The organism is Xenorhabdus siamensis, assembly GCF_037996745.1.
GTDB lineage: Bacteria > Pseudomonadota > Gammaproteobacteria > Enterobacterales > Enterobacteriaceae > Xenorhabdus > Xenorhabdus indica.
Map to the genome: position 1 here is coordinate 159,054 of NZ_JBBMXE010000008.1, position 22,400 is coordinate 181,453.

The window sequence follows — 22,400 nt, forward strand, 5'->3', positions numbered from 1 at the left end:
TGGGGTATCGCCAAGCGGTAAGGCACCGGATTCTGATTCCGGCATTCCCAGGTTCGAATCCTGGTACCCCAGCCAGATTTTTCAAAATATCACATTGAATGGCCTATTCCTAAAGAACAAAAAAGGAATATACAGGAAAAATATCCTTTGATGTAAAAGCCATCTCAAAGGTGGGTTATTTCATTTCCAGTCACAAAATCATCTCCCCATATTTCCATCAAATAGCAATTAAAACATAGTTGGACATCGTACAATCTATTTGTTTGTCGAAAAGTTGATCTGATGAGTCGCAAATTCTAAATTTTCTGCAAACAGAAAACCCACCGAAGCGCTGAGTGATCCCCAGAAATCAGCAGTAATAAATAAACACCATATAACCAAAGCGCAATCGTACTCAGTGTCGCTAACAGACACAGAACAAGTAAACGTCCGGCTGAGTGGCTGTAACAGGCCCGAAGCCAAAACGTTCACTTTTTTCATTCCGAAAATTCTGTCCAATCTGCATTCTGCGACTGTATAACTTCATAATCTGTCTCGGCTTAAATTCATTTGTACTACTGAAAATGAGCCACGGCTCTTTTGCGGCAGCATAGCCATCACGCACCTGTGATTTACGCACGATACGACACGAGAACGCTTATTTTTCCGACCCTTGGGCGCGTTTTATGCAGGTAAAATGACCATCACACTGAGCATATTTGGCACGGGATAGCATGCCGGGTCCCAAATATTCTGGCTGACTACGGGCTTGTAATGCTTGCCATTTAAACCAGAGTTCACCTTTTGCTTCAAGACGAAGCTGAGTATTCCCGCGTACTCGCCATATAAAATCCCAACCGAGTGATTTTATATGGCGAAACCAGGCATTCTGTTGTTCTCAGCGCCGAAGCGGGTTAAATTAATCGTTGTTGCTTTAGTTAAGCTACCTTGTGGCGCTTATTCGCTGATTTTCTTTTTTTTTCTTTTCATCACCTTACTGTGAGTCTCTGTCAGAACCCGTTTTTTCTCACTATCGACAAAGCGGTTTAAAACTTGCCTAATTAACGGTTGATAACCTAATCCATTAAGGTCAGCTATCATTTTTAGGTCTTCAATCAGAGACTTATTCAATCTGATTGAAATTGGCTGTAAATCCAATACCTCGTTAATCAGATCGTCGGTTATATCATCAGATACTTTAACGTGAGCTGCACTACGACCAAGCTCACCATTCTCCCATGCCTCATCAGTGGAAGCCACAAGGTTTGTTCGCTTATCAGGATGTTTGCTCATTTCTCTGTTCCCAAACCGTATTTTCTGTAAATTCTCAATTCATCTTCGTTAGGTGCATAGGCTGTTCTTATCGCTACCCCTTTTTCAGGGTAATAAATAAAAACTATCTTTAATTTAACCCCGTAATCAATTTCAGATATAAACCATTTAGTTGGTGGCTCAGTTCTGTTGTCTTCTCTTGTGTCCTCAAGAAAACGTCCAACCCGATTAGAAAAATACTGGAGTATATCTTCTTCATTAACAAAAGGATTTTTGCCTGCCAACTTCAATCTGATGTTTGATGATATTAAGAGCTTCATGTGACAACGTCTTTAAACATAGCCAATTGTATATACAAGATATACCATAAAATAGCTTCAAAAAACTGAAACACTCTAATTTAACATTATAATCCATGTAATTAATAGATGGATAAATTTCTATATTATAATTTTTGTATATACAAATCTTATTGAAAACAACAATCACACGCCCAACGCATATTTTAGCGCCAGTTTTTTCATCACACCTGAACGTTGTGCTGCCATCAATGCCAGATTACGCATGGTTTTCAATCCCGGCAAATCATGGCTGAATACCGTATGAAAGAGATCCATTCCCGCCTGCATGACCAAATTATCCGGCATCCTGCGACATTGATAACGCTTCAAAACTGCCAAAGAATCCCACTTTTCATGCAAGTCCTTAGCATTGATCAATACATTAAGCAGAGTATCAACATCCCGATAGCCCAAATTTACCCCCTGCCCCGCCAATGGGTTAATAGTATGAGCGGCATCTCCCAGTAAAACCAAACCTTCGCGTACATAATCGCTGGCATGATGGCGCATCAGAGGAAACGCCCCTGTGGCAACCGGCGTTACTTTACCTAAACGGGCTGGAAATGCCTGAAATATTTCTCGTTCAAGTTGTGTCATTGACATCGCCTGTAACTGGCGAATGCGAGCGGGAGAGTCATACCACACTAATGAAGCCCATTGTTCAAACAATGGCAGGAAGGCTCTAGGGCCGGAAGGAAAAAATTGCTGCCATGTTATATCTTGCTGAGGCTGTTCAGTTTTGACTGTAATCAGCATACACGACTGACGATATTGCCATCCCCTGCTACCGATACCAGCTAATTGCCGAACCTGCGAGCGGGCACCATCAGCACCAATAATTAAACGTGTGTTTAATTCCGTACCATCAGCCAATTCAACCTGCCATGTTTTATGCTCATGTTGCCGATGCATCGATTTCAGTGCCGCTGGACAGAAAAGTGAGAGGTTGGAATGCCGTTCAAATTCTTGCCACAATGCCAGCTGCAAGATACGGTTTTCTACCATGTACCCCAATTCCGGTAAACCAAGACTTTCTGCATCGAAAATCACGTTGGAGTCATTCTGTTCCCACGTTTCCAAAGTCCGATAAGGTGCACTACGCATCTGTAAAACATTTTTCCATGCCCCTAACTGTTTCAATAAATTCACAGAAGCACAACTAACCGAAGAGACACGAACATCCGGTTCATGAGCTGCATTGTAAGGTTGTGGTGCCTGGTGTTCCAATAATGCAACACGCCAGCCTTCTTGTGCCAATCCCAATGCCGTTGCTGCACCAATCATGCCTGCACCAACGACAACAATATCGAATTTTTGTTGTGGATTATTCATATTCATCACATTATTAACCTCTTGATTAAAAGTGTACCGGAATTTTCCCTTTCCGGCTGTGAATATCCGGTGTTACAGTCTGGTCACTGGTGTCTCAAATGACTACAATAGCCAGCAACATTATGATGCTAAATACACTGTATTCAATACGCAGGTTCAATACACTACGCTTTTCAGTGTTGAAGCATTATTTCACTGAAAACACCGGATACACAAAATGTCGACGATAAAAAAACTGTATATCAAAACCTGGGGCTGTCAGATGAACGAATACGATTCATCCAAGATGGCCGACCTGCTGGAAACCACTCACGGTTATCAGTTAACCGATGTCGCCGAAGAAGCAGATATCTTACTTCTAAACACATGTTCAATTCGTGAAAAAGCGCAAGAAAAAGTCTTCCACCAACTCGGACGCTGGAAAGGGCTGAAAGACAAAAACCCTGAAGTCATCATTGGAGTCGGTGGTTGCGTCGCTTCTCAAGAAGGAGATTACATCCGCCAGCGTGCACCCAGCGTTGATATTATCTTCGGACCACAAACCCTACACCGTCTGCCAGAAATGATTAATCATGTAAAAGGCACCCGCAGCCCTGTTGTTGATATTAGTTTCCCTGAAATCGAGAAGTTCGACCGTTTACCAGAACCACGAGCGGAAGGTCCGACTGCATTCGTTTCTATCATGGAAGGCTGTAATAAGTACTGCACATTCTGCGTTGTTCCTTATACCCGCGGGGAAGAAGTCAGTCGTCCTTGCGATGATATTCTATTTGAAATTGCCCAACTTGCAGCCCAAGGCGTGCGTGAAGTTAACTTACTCGGCCAGAATGTCAACGCTTACCGTGGAGCAACATTTGATGGGGATATCTGTACATTTGCGGAATTACTGCGTCTGGTTGCGGCTATTGATGGTATCGACCGTATACGCTTCACCACCAGCCATCCAATCGAATTTACTGACGATATTATCGCCGTTTATGAAGATACACCGGAATTAGTTAGCTTCCTGCATTTGCCTGTCCAAAGTGGCTCTGATCGTATTCTGACCCTGATGAAACGCGCCCACACCGCGCTGGAATACAAAGGCATTATTCGCCGCCTGCGTAAAGCACGCCCTGATATTCTCATCAGTTCTGACTTTATCATCGGTTTCCCAGGCGAAACACAAGACGACTTTGAAAAAACAATGAAATTGATTGCCGAAGTTAATTTCGACATGAGTTTCAGCTTCATTTATTCAGCACGTCCGGGAACACCTGCGGCTGATTTGCCAGACGACGTGAGTGAAGAAGAGAAGAAACAACGCCTGTACCTGCTCCAGCAGCGCATTAACCAACAAGCCATGAGCTATAGCCGCGCCATGCTTGGCAGCACACAGCGCATTCTGGTTGAAGGCCCATCCCGCAAAAATATCATGGAGCTTTCTGGCCGTACTGAGAACAACCGTGTGGTTAACTTCGAAGGTACACCTGATATGATTGGTAAATTTGTTGATGTCGACATTGTTGATGTTTATGCCAACTCCCTGCGTGGTAAGGTGATCCGTACCGAAGATGAAATGGATTTACGTATCCATGAATCGCCTGCGTCAGTGATTGCCCGTACCCGTAAGGAAGACGAAATCGGCGTTGGCATTTATCAGCCCTAAAAAATAGGTCAACTTTAACAAATAGGCCAGTCTTGACAGGCCCTAATATAGAGATAATCAGTGACACAGATAAACCCACAAGTAGCAACACAAGAGATTTTTCTGGAACCCGCAGACAATCAGCGACTAATGAGCCTGTGTGGCCCACTTGATGACAATCTGAAACAACTTGAACGTCGCCTGGGAGTCGAGATCAACCGCCGCGACAATCGTTTCAAATTGGTGGGCAAACCACTGTGCGTCAGTGCAGTAACAAGCATATTGCGCCATCTTTATGTCGAAACCGCACCTGTGCGTGGCGTGATACCGGATCTTGAACCTGAACAGATCCATCTGGCAATCACAGAAAGTCGCGTACTGGAACAATCAGCAGAAAGCGTACCTGCCTACGGCAATGCCGTGAATATCAAAACCAAACGGGGTATTGTAAAACCCCGTACTCCTAATCAGGCACAGTATATTGCTAATATACTTGACCATGATATTACATTTGGGATCGGGCCAGCAGGAACAGGTAAAACCTATCTGGCCGTTGCCGCAGCAGTTGATGCACTGGAGCGGCAAGAAATTCGCCGGATACTTCTGACCCGTCCTGCGGTTGAAGCCGGAGAAAAACTGGGATTCTTACCCGGCGATCTGAGCCAGAAAGTTGACCCTTACTTACGTCCACTTTACGATGCCCTATTTGAGATGCTGGGTTTTGAAAAAGTTGAGAAGCTGATCGAAAGAAATGTTATTGAAGTCGCGCCATTGGCTTATATGCGTGGACGAACACTCAATGATGCTTTTATTATTCTTGATGAAAGTCAGAACACCACCATCGAACAGATGAAAATGTTCCTGACTCGTATTGGCTTTAACTCTAAGGCGGTGATTACTGGTGACGTAACCCAGATCGACCTGCCAAGAGGCCAGAAATCTGGTCTGAGCCATGCAATGGAAGTCTTGTCGGAAGTTAATGAGCTGAGCTTTAATTTCCTCCATAGCGAAGATGTGGTTCGCCACCCTGTAGTTGCCAAAGTCGTTATCGCCTATGAAGTATGGGAAGCTACAGAGCAAAAACGTAGACAGGAAGCGCAATGAGTTCAGTTATATTAGATTTACAAATCGCGTGTGAAAGCCCAACAGGACTTCCTGAGGAAGTCCTTTTCCAACGCTGGCTGGAAGGCGTTTTGCCACAATTTCAGGCTGAAAGTGAAGTGACAATCCGTGTGGTTGATACGGCAGAAAGCCACGAATTAAACCTCACTTATCGCGGGAAAGACAAACCAACCAATGTGTTATCTTTCCCATTTGAAGCTCCGCCCGAAGTGGAACTGCCCTTACTTGGCGATTTGATTATATGCCGTCAGGTTGTTGAGAAAGAAGCGAAAGAACAACAAAAAACTGTTGAAGAGCACTGGGCACACATGGTAGTTCACGGCTGTCTCCATCTACTTGGGTATGACCATATTGAAGATGAAGAAGCGGAAGAAATGGAATCTCTGGAAACAGAAATCCTAAAAAAAATGGGTTATCCTGATCCTTATCTTGCGGAAAAAGAATAACCCCTAAGAACATTTTTATGTTAAACATTACGATCCGTAGCCTATAGATTTCAGTATGCAGCCAACAAAGCTGCCATCTGAAAGACGACAGGCATCTCACTTTAATTAATGAGGAATTTTAATTAAAACGCCATGAGCGACGACCATCCTTCTAGTAACGATAACCCTAGTCCTAAGAAAGGCTTTTTTGCACTTCTTAATCAGATTTTTCACGGTGAGCCAAAAAACCGTAACGATTTGGTTGAACTGATCCGTGATTCTGAGCAGAACGACCTGATTGACCCCGATACCCGAGAGATGCTCGAAGGGGTAATGGATATTGCTGACCAACGCGTGCGTGACATTATGATCCCACGCTCACAAATCGTTACCCTAAAACGCAATCAATCTCTGGACGAATGTCTGGATGTGATTATCGATTCGGCCCACTCTCGCTTCCCTGTGATCAGTGAAGATAAAGATCACATTGAAGGCATCTTGATGGCAAAAGATCTTCTGCCATTTATGCGTACGAATGCAGAGCCTTTCAGCATTGATAAAGTGCTGCGTCAGGCTGTCGTGGTGCCGGAAAGTAAGCGGGTTGACCGACTGCTGAAAGAATTCCGTTCTCAACGCTATCATATGGCAATTGTTATCGATGAATTCGGCGGGGTTTCTGGCCTTGTCACGATTGAAGATATACTTGAATTGATTGTGGGGGAAATTGAGGACGAATACGATGATGATGAAGATAACGATATTCGTGCCTTGAGCCGCCATACTTATTCAGTGCGGGCATTGACTCAAATCGAGGACTTTAACGACGTTTTCAGTACTAATTTCAGTGACGAAGAAGTTGATACCATTGGCGGGTTGGTTATGCAGGCATTTGGACATCTGCCTTCCCGTGGAGAATCCATCAACATCAATGGCTATCACTTCAAAGTAGCAATGGCAGATAGCCGGAAAATCATTCAGGTTCATGTCAAAATACCGAATGATGCTGAAGTTCCTGGCCTTGATAAAGATTAATAGGATCTGGATGAACAAAGCCTCATTAATGAGTTGCCAGCGGCTGCGTGCTTTGCTGGCACTTTTCTTTGGAGTCAGTGGAACACTGGCTTTTTCACCTTTCGACTTCTGGCCCACAGCCCTTGTTTCTCTCTGTGGCCTGCAAATCCTGACACTTAACCGGACTACCCGACAAGCGCTCTTTATTGGTTTCTGCTGGGGCCTTGGCTTGTTTGGCAGTGGAATAAACTGGGTTTATGTCAGTATCGCAAATTTCGGAGGTATGCCAACCGCCATTAATATCTTTTTGGTGATCCTGCTTTCCGCTTATCTTGCTCTTTATCCCGCTCTGTTTGCCGGGCTGCTTAACCGCTTTTTCCCAACCTCAAATAGGATGAGGTTAATCATCGCCAGCCCTGCATTATGGCAATGCACTGAATTTTTGCGTAGTTGGGTATTAACGGGTTTTCCGTGGTTACAATTTGGCTATAGCCAGATTGATGGCCCCTTGAAAGCAGTTGCCCCGATTTTCGGAGTAGAAGGTATCACTTTCCTGCTAATGATGAGCAGTGGCTTGTTAGTTTTTGCTGCCGTTCATAAAAAACTCTCATCTGCCATCGCTGCTATTATCTTATTACTGCTGCCGTGGCCAATGAGACATTATCAGTGGTATACCCTGATGCCGGAAAAATCAACCGATGTAGCACTGATACAAGGCAATATTCCTCAGGAAATAAAATGGGAGCCCTCTGTATTGGGGAAAACCCTGGATATTTATCTGGATCATAGCCAGCCTTTTATTGGTAAAGTCCCTATTATTATCTGGCCAGAAGCGGCTATACCTGATTACGAACACAATCAGAATAATTTTCTGACCAACCTGGATACTCTGCTCAGGCAACATAACACCAGCCTGATTACAGGTATTCCCGATGCGCGTCCTACACTAGATGGATACAAGTTCTATAACAGTATCATTGTGTTGGGAGAAAATACCCCTTACCAATATCCGGCGATTAGCCGCTACGACAAACATCACCTTGTTCCATTTGGTGAGTTTGTTCCTCTGGCATCATTACTGCGCCCATTGGCGCCTTTCTTTAACCTGCCAATGTCCTCTTTCAGCCAGGGAAATTATATACAACCTCAGCTTTCTGTTGCGGGACACGAAATTACTGCCGCAATCTGCTATGAAATTATTTTGGGCGAGCAAGTCCGTGATAACTTCAAACCCAATACAGAGTTTCTGCTGACTGTTTCCAATGATGCCTGGTTTGGACGTTCTATTGGGCCGTGGCAACATTTCCAAATGGCGCGTATGCGTTCCCTTGAATTGGGTCGTCCTCTGTTAAGAGGGACAAATAACGGAATTACAGCGGTAATCAAACCAGATGGTTCAATACAAGCCGAAATTCCCCAATTTACTCGTCAAGTTTTGGAAACTAAAGTCACGCCAGCCAGTGGTATTACACCTTATTTCCGCTTCGGTAATTGGCCAGTTTGGGGAATAACTGTATTGTTTATTTTATTCGGATTGATAAGCAATCGTCGCCAAATCTAGCTAGTCATTTAGCGATATTCCAGAAAATACCAATATAAGTCCAGAGGATTAATTTATTACCTGGACTTATATTTTTTTCACTTTCTCACTTTGATAACCTCAGTAAATATTACCCATCATAATTAATATCAAAATATAAATGCTTTCATAAAAGAAAAAGTCAAATAATAACCAAAATAAAATAGTTAATCCTAAAACGTACAAACTGTGAACAAGATTAAAAATTTTTCACCTCAAAATCACGCTTAATCAAAAATTGTTTATTTTTAGTGCGAAGTAGCTCGCGAAATGAAAACATATGGTTTAAAAAAAATAACATTATGAATTATTTTTTTACAACCCATACACAAAATAATTCAAAAAATCGTTTCTATAAAAAACAGAAGCACCAATATGTGCAAGCAAACCCAACTTTGCGCAAAGCAGTTTGTAGAAAACCCGTTGTACACAACAAACTATACAAAATAAGTTGCGCAAAACAACCAAATGAAGGAGCTATATATGCGTAAGTTGATGTTAACCATGATGTTGCTTAGCGCAGTAGGGGCTGCCCATGCTGAGGAATTGACTGGAACATTAAAAAAAATCAAAGACAGTGGTGTTGTTACTGTCGGACACAGAGAATCTTCTGTTCCATTTGCTTACTATGATGGTAAACAGAATGTTGTCGGTTACGCCCAAGACTATTCCAATTTAATTGTGGAAGCGATTAAGAAAAAAATTAATGTGCCCAACCTGCAAGTTAAGCTGATCCCTGTCACTTCTCAAAACCGTATTCCATTGCTACAAAACGGTACTTTTGATTTTGAATGTGGTTCAACCACTAACACCCCTGAGCGCCAAAAACAAGCTGCGTTCTCCAATACCATCTTTATCGTCAACACTCGCCTGCTGACCAATAAGGATTCAGGGATCAAAGGATTTGACGATCTAACTGGCAAAAATGTCGTTGTAAGTGCAGGCACAACTTCTGAAATATTGCTGAATAAACTCAATGACGAAAAGAAAATGAAAATGCGCATTATTAGTGCAAAAGATCATGGCGATTCATTCCGTACACTGGAATCAGGCCGTGCTGTTGCCTTCATGGTTGATGATGCACTACTGGCAGGCGAACGTGCAAAAGCGAAAAAACCTGATCAGTGGATTATCGTCGGTGAACCCCAATCTAAAGAAGCTTACGGTTGTATGATGCGCAAAGACGATCCTCAATTCAAAAAGTTATTGGATGACACTGTTGCAGAAATACAAACTTCTGGCCGGGCAGAAAAAATGTTTGATCGCTGGTTCAAAGCGCCAATTCCACCTAAGAACTTGAACCTGAACTTCACTCTGTCAGACGAAATGAAAGCTTTGTTTAAATCACCAAATGATAAGTCTCTAAATTAATAAACCGAAGATCCCGATTTTATTGGCACGACGGGTATGAGGTAGTCGTTCCCTACCTCATTTTTTTATGCTTCAGGGAGCATGTGTATGTCAGTTGATTGGAATTGGGGCATCTTTCTGCAAGAAGCCCCTTTTGGTAATACCACCTATCTTGGGTGGATCATTTCTGGATTGCAGGTGACAATTGCTCTTTCTATCTGCGCCTGGATTATTGCATTTATTGTCGGCTCATTTTTCGGCATTCTTCGTACTGTTCCGAATAAATTTCTGGCAGGGTTAGGAACCTGTTACGTTGAACTGTTCCGTAACATTCCTCTTATCGTCCAATTTTTTGTATGGTATTTGGTTGTACCAGAATTCCTGCCTAAGAACCTGAGTAACTGGTTCAAGATGGATTTGGATCCCAATATCCAATTTTTCCTTTCCTCGGTAATTTGTCTGGGACTATTCACTGCGGCCCGTGTATGCGAACAGGTTCGTGCAGCCATTCAATCGCTGCCACGAGGACAAAAAGCCGCAGGGTTGGCAATGGGTCTGACCCTGCCACAAACCTACCGTTATGTCCTACTACCTAATGCCTATCGTGTCATTACGCCACCAATGACATCAGAAATGCTTAACCTGGTGAAAAATTCTGCGATTGCCTCAACCATCGGTTTGGTAGATATGGCAGCACAAGCCGGAAAATTACTGGATTACTCAGCGCATGCGTATGAAACATTTACAGCAATCACTCTGGCATATGTTGGTATCAATCTCGTTATCATGCTTGCAATGAGTATGCTTGAGAAAAAAGTACGGTTACCGGGCAACATGGGGGGACGATAAAAATGTATCAATTTGACTGGAGTTCCATTATTCCCAGCCTGCCCCTGCTGTTGGACGGGTTAATCATCACCGCTGAAATTACCATAATAGCCATTATCATCGGTATTGCCTGGGGAACGGCTCTGGCAGTTATGCGACTTTCTTCCATTAAGGTTCTGAGCTGGTTTGCCACCTTATATGTCAACCTTTTCCGCTCTGTGCCGCTGGTAATGGTATTGTTATGGTTTTATTTAATTGTGCCTAGCTTAGTGCAAAATGTTCTAGGCATATCACCAAAAACTGATATCCGTTTAATCTCTGCAATGGTAGCGTTTTCGCTCTTTGAAGCAGCCTATTATTCCGAAATTATTCGGGCAGGTATTCAGAGTATTTCCCGGGGTCAGTCATCTGCGTCATTGGCACTGGGAATGACGCATATGCAAAGCATGCGTCTGGTCATCTTGCCACAGGCATTCCGTGCGATGATCCCATTACTGCTAACACAAGGCATTGTATTATTTCAGGATACTTCTCTGGTATATGTATTGAGTCTGGCCGATTTTTTCCGTACAGCAGCCAATATCGGTGAGCGTGATGGTACACAGATTGAAATGGTTCTGTTTGCCGGTTTTATTTATTTTGTGATTAGTTTTTCCGCCTCCATGCTGGTTAACTATTTGAAAAAAAGGATTATTTAATGATTTCCCTGAAAAATGTATCCAAGTGGTATGGCCAATTTCAGGTTCTGAATGACTGCTCAACTGAAGTCAAAAAAGGCGAAGTAGTGGTAGTCTGTGGGCCTTCTGGTTCCGGTAAATCCACGCTGATAAAAACAGTCAATGGCCTTGAAGCTGTCCAGCAAGGTGAAATTTGGGTAAACGGAACAAAAGTAAATGATAAAGGCACAAATCTGGCTCAACTACGTTCCAAAGTTGGTATGGTGTTTCAACATTTTGAACTGTTTCCCCATCTGTCCATCATAGACAATCTGACACTGGCTCAGGTCAAGGTCTTAAAGCGTGATAAACAAGCTGCGGCTGAAAAAGGCTTAAAGCTATTAGAGCGTGTTGGGTTGGCAAATCACGCCAATAAATTTCCTGCCCAACTTTCCGGTGGACAACAACAGCGTGTCGCCATTGCCCGTGCGCTTTGCATGGATCCCATCGCCATGCTGTTTGACGAACCAACTTCCGCCCTTGATCCAGAAATGATCAATGAAGTCCTGGATGTTATGGTTGAACTGGCTAACGAAGGGATGACCATGATGGTTGTTACCCATGAAATGGGATTTGCTAAAAAAGTTGCCCATCGCGTGATTTTTATGGATGAAGGCACTATTGTCGAAGACAGCGAGAAAGAAGAGTTCTTCGCCACCCCTAAATCAGAACGTGCCCGCGATTTTCTGGCGAAAATCCTACACTAATTTACCTCTGTCGGCGGATAATACTTTACCGCCGACTTTAAATTCAGTAATTTTCCGTGTTCTTCCTATAACAAGTGTTGTTGCCCCAATTCCTATCCGCTATGCTATGTCATCCTAAATTTCATAAACAAACCCGCTCGCTAAAAGCGTAGCTTTATTACTCACCATAGGATTATCGGTGCCATGCAAGAACAATATCGTCCAGAAGACATAGAGCAACAAGTCCAGCTTCATTGGCAAGAGAAGCAAACTTTTAAAGTGACCGAAGACAACAGCAAAGAAAAATACTATTGCCTGTCTATGCTACCTTATCCTTCTGGCCGACTACATATGGGCCATGTTCGTAATTATACTATTGGTGATGTGATCTCCCGTTACCAGCGTATGCTTGGCAAAAACGTACTACAACCTATCGGTTGGGATGCATTCGGCCTGCCAGCAGAAGGCGCTGCGGTTAAGAACAAAACCGCCCCGGCTCCGTGGACTTATTCCAACATCGAATACATGAAAGGTCAGCTGAAAAAGCTGGGATTCGGTTATGATTGGGATCGTGAAGTCACAACCTGTACACCAGAATATTATCGCTGGGAGCAGTGGTTCTTTACTAAGTTGTATGAAAAAGGACTGGTTTACAAAAAAACCTCTGCTGTTAACTGGTGCCCAAATGACCTGACAGTTCTGGCAAATGAACAAGTTATTGATGGCTGCTGCTGGCGTTGTGACAGCCAGGTAGAACGCAAAGAAATCCCACAGTGGTTTATTAAAATCACCGATTATGCGGAAGAACTGTTAAATGATCTGGATAAGCTGGAAGACTGGCCTGAACAGGTTAAGGTCATGCAGCGTAACTGGATCGGTCGTTCTGAAGGTGTCGAAATCACCTTTGATGTCGCGGATAACCAAGAAAAACTGACCGTTTATACTACCCGCCCAGATACCTTTATGGGAACGACCTATGTTGCCGTAGCCGCAGGTCATCCCTTGGCAAAACAAGCTGCGGAAAATAATCCAGAGCTGGCTGAATTCATCAATGAATGCCGTAATACCAAAGTTGCCGAAGCCGACATGGCAACTATGGAGAAAAAAGGCATGTCAACCGGTATGTCCGTTATCCACCCATTAACCAATGAACGAATCGCTATCTGGGTTGCTAACTTCGTACTAATGGAATACGGCACAGGTGCTGTTATGGCAGTTCCAGCCCATGACCAACGCGACTGGGAGTTTGCTACTAAATACAACCTGCCAATGAAAGTAGTTATTCTGGATAACGATGGTAACGTACCAACAGTTCAGGAGGCTGCCGTCACCGATAAAAATGCTCTGGTTAATTCCGGTGAGTTCAGTGGCCTGAGCCACGAAGAAGGCTTCAATGCCATCGCAGATAAGCTGGTTGAAATGGGAGTTGGCAAACGCAAAGTTAACTATCGTCTGCGTGACTGGGGTGTTTCCCGTCAGCGTTACTGGGGGGCACCAATTCCAATGGCAACACTGGAAGATGGTACTGTTGTACCTGTTCCTGAAGATCAACTGCCAGTGATCCTGCCAGAAGATGTAGTGATGGATGGCATTACCAGCCCAATTACAGCTGACCCTGAGTGGGCAAAAACCACTATCAACGGCCAACCGGCTCTACGTGAAACCGATACTTTCGACACCTTTATGGAATCATCATGGTATTACGCACGCTATACCTGCCCGGATTACGACAAAGGTATGCTTGATTCTGCTGCTGCTAATTATTGGCTGCCAGTGGATCAATATATCGGTGGTATTGAACACGCTATCATGCACCTGATGTATTTCCGCTTTTTCCACAAATTGATGCGGGACGCAGGTTTGGTTAATTCTGATGAGCCAGCAAAACGTCTGTTGTGTCAAGGCATGGTTTTGGCTGAAGCTTTCTATTACACCGGCAGCAACGGTGAAAAAGTTTGGGTGTCACCGGCCGATGCAATTGTTGAACGTGACGAAAAAGGCCGCATTATAAAAGCAATGGATCAGGCTAGTCGTGAGTTGATCTATACTGGCATGAGCAAAATGTCAAAATCCAAAAATAACGGTATCGATCCACAACTTATGGTTGATAAATATGGCGCGGATACCGTTCGTTTGTTTATGATGTTCGCTGCACCACCAGAACTAACTCTGGAATGGCAAGAGTCTGGTGTGGAAGGGGCTAACCGTTTCCTGAAACGTGTATGGCGTCTGGTTCATGAGCACGTTAATAAAAACGCCGACAAAGGCGAACCTCAGTTGTTGGATATTGTTAACTTGACAACAGAGCAGAAAGATTTGCGTCGTGATCTGCACAAAACGATAGCGAAAGTTACTGATGATATTGGTCGCCGCCAGGCATTTAATACCGCAGTTGCCGCTATCATGGAACTGATGAACAAACTGACCCGCGCACCACAGGAAACAGAGCAGGATCGTGCTCTGATGCAAGAAGCGCTGACAGCAATTGTACGTATGCTTTCACCTATCACTCCACATGCTTGTTTCGTTATGTGGAAAGCACTCGGCAATAAAAGTGACATAGATGTTGCTGAATGGCCGCAGGTTGATGAACAAGCAATGGTTGATGATACTAAACTGGTCATCATCCAAATTAACGGTAAAGTCCGTGGCCGCGTTACTGTACCGGCAGACGCGACAAAAGAGTACGTTCAGGAGATGGCAACCCAAGAATACAGCGTAACGAAATATCTTGAAGGCGTTAGTATTCGTAAGGTCATCTATGTTCCGGGCAAATTGCTAAATCTGGTCGTTGGCTGATATTAGCTGATAATGGGAGGCCATTCTTGTGATAAAAAGTGTGGCAGTAAATGTGATAGGAAAGAATATGCGGCATCGTATTTTCACTTTGTTGCTGGGGTTAGCGGTGCTGGTCACCGCTGGCTGCGGTTTCCACCTTCGTGGCACAACACAAGTACCAAAAGAACTTCAGACGTTACAATTAAGTTCAAGTGATCCATACGGGCCATTGGCACGAGCAGTACGCCAGCAACTACGTCTGAATGACGTCAAAATTGTTGAACAGGCCAGTGCCTCTGTTCCGATCCTAAAGCTGTTAGGTTCAAGTGAAAATAAAGACACTGTATCAGTATTTCAGGATGGTAAAGCAGCAGAACGTCAGCTAGTACTGAATGTTGATGCACAAGTTCTGATGCCAAATGGCAGCATCTATCCATTGCAGGCAAGGGTTGATCGCGCTTTCTTTGATAACCCGTTGGAAGCTCTGGCAAAAGATGCAGAAAATGAACTGGTTCAGCAAGAGATGCGTGAACAAGCTGCCCGCCAACTTATACGCCAATTGCTGACAGTTCAAAGTGCAGAACAGCTAAAATCGGCTAACAAACAGCAAGCAGCAACTACGCAAAAACAATGATCAGACTCTATCCTGAACAACTTCTTTCGCAGCTCAATGAAGGGCTGCGAAGCAGCTACCTGTTATGGGGCAACGAACCGTTGTTGCTACAGGAAAGTCAGGACAACATTCGTAGAGTGGCTGAACAGCATGGTTTTGTAGAGCATTTCTCGTTCTCGTTGGATAACCACACCGAATGGGATGAAATCTTCAGCCTATGTCAGTCACTCAGCCTTTTCGCCAGCCGTCAGTCAATGACTTTGTTATTACCTGAGAATGGTCCCAATACGGCAATGGCCGAACGTCTGACCAAACTTTCTGAATTATTGCATGAAGATATTCTGTTAATACTGCGTGGGCATAAACTGACCAAAGCACAAGAAAACAGCGCATGGTTCAAAGCAATTGGAAAGCATGGTGTTTATGTCAGTTGCCTTAATCCAGAACAAAATCGTCTTCCCCAATGGGTGGCACAACGCGCTAAAAGTATGGGATTGTCACTGGAAGATGAAGCGAACCAATTATTGTGCTATTGCTACGAAGGCAACCTACTGGCACTGTCTCAAGCATTAGAACACCTTTCATTACTCTACCCCGATAATCGGCTAACTCTTCATCGTGTCGAAGATGCAGTCAATGATGCGGCACATTTTACTCCTTATCATTGGGTTGATGCTCTGCTGGCAGGCAAGATCAAGCGGGCATGGCATATCCTGAAGCAACTACGACAAGAAGATACCGAAGCAATTATTTTACTGCGCACGATACAGCGAGAACTTATGTTGCTGTTGACGCTTAAGCGTCAGGAAAAAACGACGCCTTTGAAGACACTATTTGATCAACATAAAGTGTGGCAAAACCGCCGAACACTTATGACAACGGCATTACAGCGGCTGTCATTACAAGATCTACACTCGGCTATACGTTTGTTAACCCAGATGGAACTGTGCATCAAACAGGATTATGGCCAATCGATTTGGGCTGACCTGGAAACACTTTCTATGCTGTTACTATACGGAAACACCCTCGGAAAAACGCACGGAAAAATATTACCAGAGAGCTTTTTGAATGCTTCATACCACTAATTCATCTTTAAATTCACCGATTATTCATGCTTTATTTGGTGGCACTTTTGATCCCATCCATTATGGCCATTTGCTCCCGGTGGAAGCATTAGCGAAACAAGTGGGTCTTAAGCAGGTTATTTTGTTACCTAATCACGTCCCACCGCATCGTCCTCAACCCGAAGCTTCTCCTCAACAACGGTTGGAAATGGTGTATCTGGCGATACAAGATAACCCGCTTTTCACAGTTGATACTCGGGAATTGCAACGTCAGACACCTTCTTACACCATCGAAACATTGGAATCATTCCGTGAAGAAGTTGGGGAACGATGTCCACTGGCATTCATCATAGGACAAGACTCTCTGCAAGCTATCCATACATGGCATCGCTGGACAGAATTATTGGATATCTGTCATCTATTGGTCTGCTCTCGTCCAGGATATGCAAGACAACTGGCAACCCCAAAAATGCGGAAATGGTTTGAGCAACACCAAGTTGATACTCCTGCTCCATTAAGCCAGAAATCACATGGTTATATTTATCTGGCTGAAACTCCGTTATTAGACATTTCAGCAACAGATATACGTCAGCGTCATCAACAAGGTCTGAACTGTGATGATTTACTGCCTCCATCAATACAAAATTATATCGATTCACATAAGTTATATAGCTGATAGTTAAATCATTATGGGATTTCCCCGTTGAGCCGCTTACGTTTATAGAGACGGACATGCTATTATTCTACGTTACACAACTAATTTGATGAAATTAAGGTGATCCTTTTGCAAGGCACAGAACTACAACAATTTATTATTGATAAACTTGAAGATTCCAAAGCACAGGATATTGTTTCTATAGATGTTCGAGGAAAATCCAGTATTACAGACTGTATGGTTATCTGCACTGGTACATCAAGTCGCCATCTGATGTCAGTCGCAGACAATCTTGTTGATGACTGCCGTAAAGCGGGCATCATGCCTCTGGGTGTCGAAGGGCAAGGCATTTCAGATTGGATCGTTGTTGACCTCGGCGAAGTGATGGTACATGTCATGCAGGAAGACAGCCGTCGCATGTATGAACTGGAAAAACTCTGGAGCTGAGTTTGAAGTTACAACTTGTCGCTGTAGGAACAAAAATGCCGGACTGGGTACAGACCGGCTTTACGGATTATCTGCATCGTTTTCCCAAAGATATGCCATTCGAATTAATTGAAATTCCGGCTGGAAAACGAGGCAAGAACGCCGACATCAAACGTATTCTGGAAAAAGAAGGCGAACAGATGCTGTCGGCTGTCAATAAAGGCAATCGCATTGTCACACTAGATATCCCCGGATCTCGTTGGAATACTCCCCAGTTGGCACAACAACTTGAACGCTGGAAACAAGATGGAAGAAATGTCAGTTTGCTGATTGGTGGCCCGGAAGGTTTAGCGCCTGCCTGTAAAGCCGCCGCAGAGCAAAGCTGGTCTCTTTCTCCCCTGACTCTTCCACATCCTCTGGTGCGGGTCTTGGTTGCCGAAAGCTTGTACCGGGCATGGAGCATCACAACTAATCACCCTTATCATCGGGAATAAATTAGGTAATCTATCACCGTGAGTTCTGGTAATGGGATGAAAAATAAACGAACCCCTTTTCGCGATCATACGGCTGAATCAGCCCTTTTTATACGCCGCGCGCTTGTGGCGTTTGTCGGCATTATCCTTTTAACAGGGGTTCTGATTGCCAATCTCTATAATCTCCAGATCACCCGCCACGAAGATTATCAAACGCGCTCAAATGGGAACCGTATTAAACTAGTTCCCATTGCCCCAAGCCGGGGACTCATTTATGACCGGAACGGCACACTACTGGCAGCTAATCGTACGATTTACCAGTTGGAGATTGTCCCCCAAAAAGTTGCTGATCTTGATAAAATCTTAAATGAGTTGCGCTCCATCATCGGGTTAACCGATGAAGATATCGAAAATTTCAAAAAAGAGCGGCTGCGCGCACGCCGCTTTACCTCAATCCCCCTGAAAACATCACTGACTCAGGTGCAAGTTGCCCGATTCTCTGTCAATCAATATCGCTTCCCAGGGTTAGAAATCAAAGGATACCAACGTCGTTATTACCCATATGGTTCTGCTCTCACCCATGTCATCGGTTATGTTTCCAAAATTAATGACAAAGACCTAGAGCGACTCGATAAAGAGGGGATTTTGCCGGATTACGCCGCAACTCATGATATCGGCAAACTAGGTATTGAACGCTATTATGAATCTGTTCTGCATGGAAAACCCGGTTATGAAGAAGTTGAAGTCAATAACCGTGGTAAAGTTATTCGCCAGTTACATGAGCAGCCACCACAAGCGGGAAAAGATATCTATCTATCAATAGACTTAGAGCTACAAAATTACATTGAAGAGATACTGACAACCAGCCGGGCAGCAGTTGTTGTCACAGATCCCCGTACCGGCGAAGTTCTGGCAATGGTATCCAACCCAAGCTATGACCCCAATCTGTTTGTTGATGGTATTTCCAGTAAGGATTATAAAGCACTACTCAACAACCCCAACCGCCCATTGATTAACCGTGCAACACAAGGTGCTTACCCTCCCGCCTCAACAGTAAAACCTTTTATTGCTGTTGCAGCACTAAGTAGTGGTGTCATCACAAAGAATACAACCATCAATGATCCGGGCTGGTGGCAATTGCCTAACTCTAATATGAGTTATCGTGACTGGAAACGTTATGGGCATGGTCTTTTGAATGTGCATAAGTCCCTTGTTGAATCAGCAGATACCTTTTTCTATCAGGTAGCCTATGATATGGGTATTGATAGGATCTCCAACTGGATGACAAAATTTGGTTTTGGTCAATTAACTGGTATTGACTTGAAAGAAGAGGCGGCGGGTAACATGCCGACCCGAAAATGGAAACAAAAGCGTTATAAAAAACCGTGGTTTCAAGGAGATACAATATCTGTTGGCATCGGTCAGGGATATTGGACGGCCACACCTATGCAGATGGTAAAGGCCTTGATGATATTGATTAATGATGGCGAGGTAAAAACACCGCATTTTTTACTAGGAACACGGGTAAATGGTGACATGCATCCTTATCAGCCTCCTATCAGTGAACCAATCGGAGATATTCATTCTGGATATTGGGAGATTGCCAAAGATGGCATGTATGGTGTTGCCAATGCACCCAATGGCACAGCACGCAGATTCTTTGCTGGTACTCCTTATAAAGCCGCAGTAAAAACCGGTACAGCGCAAGTGTTCAGATATGAAACCTATAATGCGAGTAAACTTGCGGAGCATCTACGGGATCATAGTCTAATGATTGCTTTTGCTCCTTATGATAATCCAACTGTCGCAGTTTCCATTATTTTGGAGAATGGAGGAGCGGGGCCACCTGTTGGCACTATCGTGCGTCAAATTCTGGATCATATTCTAATCAGGAATAATAAAGGCACTTCATCCACTGAGTCAGCTAATAAAAGTAGAAAATCGCCTACAGGAGAACCCGTTGGCGAAAAACCATCTACCCCAAAACCCGCTACCAGAACATAAGTTAATTGAGTAATGCTATGACAGAATCGCAGAAAAAAGTTCCTTTCTGGACCAGAATACATATAGATATCCCGCTGCTACTATGTATTCTGGCACTGCTGGCCTATAGTCTTTTCATTATGTGGAGCGCCAGTGGACAAGACATTGACATGATGGAACGTAAAATTGGGCAGGTGTTTATTGGCTTAGTGGTCATGGTTGCCTTGGCTCAAGTACCACCTCGCATATACGAAAGTTGGGCACCTTATCTTTATATTGTTTGTGTCATGCTACTCATCTTTGTTGATGTTTTCGGGCAAATAAGTAAAGGGGCTCAGCGTTGGCTGGATTTAGGCATTGTACGCTTTCAGCCATCAGAAATTGCCAAAATCGCTGTCCCTTTGATGATTGCACGCTTTATAAATCGTGACCTTTGCCCTCCTTCCCTGAAAAATACAGGAATTGCATTAGTACTGATATTCTTACCTACTCTGCTTGTCGCTGCACAACCTGATTTAGGTACATCTATCCTGATAGCAACTTCCGGGTTGTTTATCCTGTTTCTGGCAGGAATGAACTGGCGGTTAATTGTTATTGCCATTTTACTGATTGCCTGTTTCCTGCCGATCTTATGGTTCTTTTTGATGCATGATTACCAGCGAGCCAGGGTCATGATGTTGTTAGATCCAGAAAGTGACCCTTTGGGTAAAGGCTATCACATCATTCAATCAAAAATTGCTATTGGATCAGGTGGGTTATTTGGAAAAGGCTGGTTACAAGGTACACAATCACAATTAGAATTTTTGCCTGAACGTCATACCGACTTTATTTTTGCTGTCTTAGCGGAAGAATTGGGATTGATCGGTGTCCTCGTTTTATTGGCACTTTACCTATTAATCATCATTCGCGGCATGTTTATCGCTGCCAACGCACAAAACACCTTCGGCCGTGTCATGGTAGGGGGGCTAATATTAATATTGTTTGTCTATGTCTTCGTGAATATCGGCATGGTTAGCGGTATTTTGCCTGTAGTCGGTGTACCCTTGCCCCTGATTAGCTACGGAGGTTCAGCGTTAATTGTCTTAATGGCGGGATTCGGCATTATCATGTCAATACATACTCATCGCAAGTTATTATCCAAAAGTCTATGAGGAAGAAATTTCATGCGTCAACAATGGCTTATTCTTAGCATAGTGGCTGTACTGATTTCAGGTTGTACAACAAACAATGAAAGAGGCGCTTCTTCTGTTCCGCCAGTTCCGACCCGTGATGTATTGGGAGCAGAGCCTGTATATGAGCCTTACCATCCAAGTGCTAACCGGGATTACAGCAGGGATGGAAAAAACTATCATATCATTCAGGTTCCTGCCCAGTTTACTCAAACAGGCTATGCCAGCGTATTTGGTGAAGAAACGAATGGGAAATTGACAACAATTGGAGAACGAGCCAGTCCTTATGCATTGACGGCTGCTCACCCGACACTGCCAATACCAGGCTATGTACGTGTCACCAATTTAAGCAATGGGCGCATGATAATCGTCAGAGTTAATGATCGCGGTCCCTACAATAATCCGGGAAAAGTGATTGAATTATCACGAGCTGTTGCCGAACGACTGAATTTGATGCCGCAAAGTCGGGTAAAACTCGATGGCATTCAGGTTGCTCCTGATGGTTCACTTTCTGGTTTGGGGACAGCGGGTTCAACTATTGTCAAACAAAGCTATGCGTTACCTGACAGGCCTGTCCTTAATTCGCCATCAACAGGAGCTGTCACGAGCATTACGCCGGATTCTCCTGAACAGAATAGCTCAAACCAGAATCTGTCTGGAAATAGAGAAAATCAACCTCCTGTACCTTCAGAGAAAACAATCCCTGAATCAGCCTCAGCCACTTCCTCTGGTTATATGGTACAAGTTGGTGCTGTCAGTTCTGAACAAAAAGCCAAAGAATGGCAGCAATTATTAAGCCAACGCTTTAATGTACCAGGACGTGTGATCCAATTTGGTAATGTTCATCGTGTCCAGCTAGGGCCTTTTAGCAGCCGCCAGCAAGCAGCGCAAATGCAAAAGAAATTAACTGACCAAATGCACCAATCTTCCTTTATTGTTGCCCCTTGATTGCATTGTTCTCTGATTAGTCT

The 22,400-nt window shown here is 43.9% G+C and carries 22 protein-coding genes and 1 tRNA gene; 19 read left to right on the forward strand and 4 right to left on the reverse strand.

Annotated features, from left to right (window positions below; translation table 11 throughout):
• Positions 1 to 75 (forward strand) — tRNA-Gln (locus tag AAC852_RS08940).
• Positions 76 to 403: 328 nt separating this feature from the next.
• Here AAC852_RS08940 and AAC852_RS08945 read toward each other — a convergent pair.
• From AAC852_RS08945 to ubiF, 4 genes are all read right to left on the reverse strand, one after another.
• The gene (locus AAC852_RS08945; protein WP_340620729.1) at positions 404 to 619 is read right to left on the reverse strand and encodes a hypothetical protein; all 216 of its coding nucleotides are present in this window, start codon (positions 617 to 619) and stop codon (positions 404 to 406) included.
• A gap of 317 nt (positions 620 to 936) precedes the next feature.
• Complete coding sequence (locus tag AAC852_RS08950; RefSeq protein WP_340620730.1) at positions 937 to 1,272, reverse strand: hypothetical protein; 336 nt, start codon at positions 1,270 to 1,272, stop codon at positions 937 to 939.
• Positions 1,269 to 1,571, reverse strand: a complete 303-nt coding sequence (locus AAC852_RS08955; protein ID WP_340620731.1) for a hypothetical protein — start codon at positions 1,569 to 1,571, stop codon at positions 1,269 to 1,271. Before AAC852_RS08955 ends, AAC852_RS08950 begins: the two co-directional genes overlap by 4 nt.
• 165 nt (positions 1,572 to 1,736) lie before the next feature.
• On the reverse strand, positions 1,737 to 2,924 hold the full coding sequence (ubiF, locus tag AAC852_RS08960) for a 3-demethoxyubiquinol 3-hydroxylase (protein ID WP_340620732.1): 1,188 nt from the start codon (positions 2,922 to 2,924) through the stop codon (positions 1,737 to 1,739).
• 217 nt (positions 2,925 to 3,141) lie between these two features.
• On the opposite strand from ubiF, the gene miaB reads away from it, so the two are divergent.
• From miaB to rlpA, 18 genes are all read left to right on the forward strand, one after another.
• Entirely contained in the window at positions 3,142 to 4,572 is a 1,431-nt protein-coding gene (gene miaB / locus AAC852_RS08965; RefSeq protein WP_340620733.1) for a tRNA (N6-isopentenyl adenosine(37)-C2)-methylthiotransferase MiaB, read from the forward strand.
• A gap of 129 nt (positions 4,573 to 4,701) precedes the next feature.
• On the forward strand, positions 4,702 to 5,655 hold the full coding sequence (locus AAC852_RS08970; protein ID WP_340620770.1) for a PhoH family protein: 954 nt from the start codon (positions 4,702 to 4,704) through the stop codon (positions 5,653 to 5,655).
• A complete protein-coding gene (ybeY, locus tag AAC852_RS08975) occupies positions 5,652 to 6,119 on the forward strand; it encodes an rRNA maturation RNase YbeY (RefSeq protein WP_340620734.1) in 468 nt (155 codons plus the stop codon). Before AAC852_RS08970 ends, ybeY begins: the two co-directional genes overlap by 4 nt.
• Positions 6,120 to 6,251: 132 nt before the next feature.
• Positions 6,252 to 7,130, forward strand: coding sequence for a CNNM family magnesium/cobalt transport protein CorC (gene corC, locus AAC852_RS08980; RefSeq protein WP_047683184.1), 879 nt, complete (start codon positions 6,252 to 6,254; stop codon positions 7,128 to 7,130).
• Positions 7,131 to 7,140: 10 nt separating this feature from the next.
• Entirely contained in the window at positions 7,141 to 8,670 is a 1,530-nt protein-coding gene (gene lnt / locus AAC852_RS08985; protein WP_340620735.1) for an apolipoprotein N-acyltransferase, read from the forward strand.
• Positions 8,671 to 9,171: 501 nt separating this feature from the next.
• Positions 9,172 to 10,059, forward strand: coding sequence for a glutamate/aspartate ABC transporter substrate-binding protein (locus AAC852_RS08990; RefSeq protein WP_340620736.1), 888 nt, complete (start codon positions 9,172 to 9,174; stop codon positions 10,057 to 10,059).
• 87 nt (positions 10,060 to 10,146) lie between these two features.
• Positions 10,147 to 10,887: an amino acid ABC transporter permease gene (locus AAC852_RS08995; protein WP_340620737.1), complete on the forward strand. Its 741-nt coding sequence runs from the start codon at positions 10,147 to 10,149 to the stop codon at positions 10,885 to 10,887.
• Between the two features lie 2 nt (positions 10,888 to 10,889).
• Positions 10,890 to 11,564 (forward strand): glutamate/aspartate ABC transporter permease GltK, encoded by a 675-nt coding sequence (gene gltK, locus AAC852_RS09000; RefSeq protein WP_340620738.1) that lies wholly within the window; start codon positions 10,890 to 10,892, stop codon positions 11,562 to 11,564.
• On the forward strand, positions 11,564 to 12,289 hold the full coding sequence (locus AAC852_RS09005; protein WP_340620739.1) for an amino acid ABC transporter ATP-binding protein: 726 nt from the start codon (positions 11,564 to 11,566) through the stop codon (positions 12,287 to 12,289). The genes gltK and AAC852_RS09005 overlap by 1 nt, the downstream gene beginning before the upstream one ends.
• Before the next feature lie 183 nt (positions 12,290 to 12,472).
• The gene (gene leuS, locus AAC852_RS09010) at positions 12,473 to 15,067 is read left to right on the forward strand and encodes a leucine--tRNA ligase (protein ID WP_340620740.1); all 2,595 of its coding nucleotides are present in this window, start codon (positions 12,473 to 12,475) and stop codon (positions 15,065 to 15,067) included.
• A 67-nt stretch (positions 15,068 to 15,134) separates the two neighbouring features.
• Entirely contained in the window at positions 15,135 to 15,680 is a 546-nt protein-coding gene (gene lptE, locus AAC852_RS09015) for an LPS assembly lipoprotein LptE (protein ID WP_340620741.1), read from the forward strand.
• Positions 15,677 to 16,744: a DNA polymerase III subunit delta gene (holA, locus tag AAC852_RS09020; protein WP_340620742.1), complete on the forward strand. Its 1,068-nt coding sequence runs from the start codon at positions 15,677 to 15,679 to the stop codon at positions 16,742 to 16,744. The genes lptE and holA overlap by 4 nt, the downstream gene beginning before the upstream one ends.
• The gene (gene nadD / locus AAC852_RS09025; protein ID WP_340620743.1) at positions 16,728 to 17,399 is read left to right on the forward strand and encodes a nicotinate-nucleotide adenylyltransferase; all 672 of its coding nucleotides are present in this window, start codon (positions 16,728 to 16,730) and stop codon (positions 17,397 to 17,399) included. The genes holA and nadD overlap by 17 nt, the downstream gene beginning before the upstream one ends.
• A 99-nt stretch (positions 17,400 to 17,498) precedes the next feature.
• Positions 17,499 to 17,825 carry a ribosome silencing factor gene (rsfS, locus tag AAC852_RS09030; protein ID WP_081989069.1) on the forward strand — a complete coding sequence of 109 codons (327 nt, stop codon included), beginning with the start codon at positions 17,499 to 17,501 and terminating at the stop codon, positions 17,823 to 17,825.
• Positions 17,826 to 17,827: 2 nt separating this feature from the next.
• The gene (gene rlmH / locus AAC852_RS09035) at positions 17,828 to 18,298 is read left to right on the forward strand and encodes a 23S rRNA (pseudouridine(1915)-N(3))-methyltransferase RlmH (RefSeq protein ID WP_340620744.1); all 471 of its coding nucleotides are present in this window, start codon (positions 17,828 to 17,830) and stop codon (positions 18,296 to 18,298) included.
• Between the two features lie 36 nt (positions 18,299 to 18,334).
• A complete protein-coding gene (gene mrdA / locus AAC852_RS09040) occupies positions 18,335 to 20,281 on the forward strand; it encodes a peptidoglycan DD-transpeptidase MrdA (RefSeq protein WP_340620745.1) in 1,947 nt (648 codons plus the stop codon).
• Between the two features lie 17 nt (positions 20,282 to 20,298).
• Positions 20,299 to 21,411, forward strand: a complete 1,113-nt coding sequence (mrdB, locus tag AAC852_RS09045) for a peptidoglycan glycosyltransferase MrdB (protein ID WP_340620746.1) — start codon at positions 20,299 to 20,301, stop codon at positions 21,409 to 21,411.
• Positions 21,412 to 21,423: 12 nt separating this feature from the next.
• A complete protein-coding gene (gene rlpA / locus AAC852_RS09050; RefSeq protein WP_340620747.1) occupies positions 21,424 to 22,377 on the forward strand; it encodes an endolytic peptidoglycan transglycosylase RlpA in 954 nt (317 codons plus the stop codon).
• Positions 22,378 to 22,400 lie beyond the last annotated feature (23 nt).